This window comes from Shewanella sp. GutCb (assembly GCF_002836135.1).
Classification (GTDB): Bacteria; Pseudomonadota; Gammaproteobacteria; order Enterobacterales; family Shewanellaceae; genus Shewanella.
Genome location: NZ_PJBL01000101.1, coordinates 1 through 220 on the forward strand (window position 1 = coordinate 1; position 220 = coordinate 220).

The following is a 220-nucleotide window of genomic DNA, read 5'->3' on the forward strand; positions in this document are numbered from 1 at the left end:
AACAGTAGAACTTGAAGGTGGCTCTTTAGTTATCAATGAAGATGGCTCTTACACCTTCACTCCAAATGATAACTGGAATGGCAGCGTCCCTGTCATTACATACACCACCAATACCGGTTCAACAGCGACATTGACCCTTGAAGTCACGCCTGTAGATGACGCTAGTCTATTAGCCAACGACAGCCAAACTATCGACGAAGATGGCGTTGCCACTGGCAAC

At 46.8% G+C, this 220-nt stretch carries 1 protein-coding gene; it reads left to right on the forward strand.

Features of this window, described 5'->3' with window-relative positions; genetic code table 11:
- Positions 1–220: cadherin-like domain-containing protein (locus CXF86_RS20145; protein ID WP_145992414.1), on the forward strand; the 220-nt coding region annotated here is incomplete at both ends.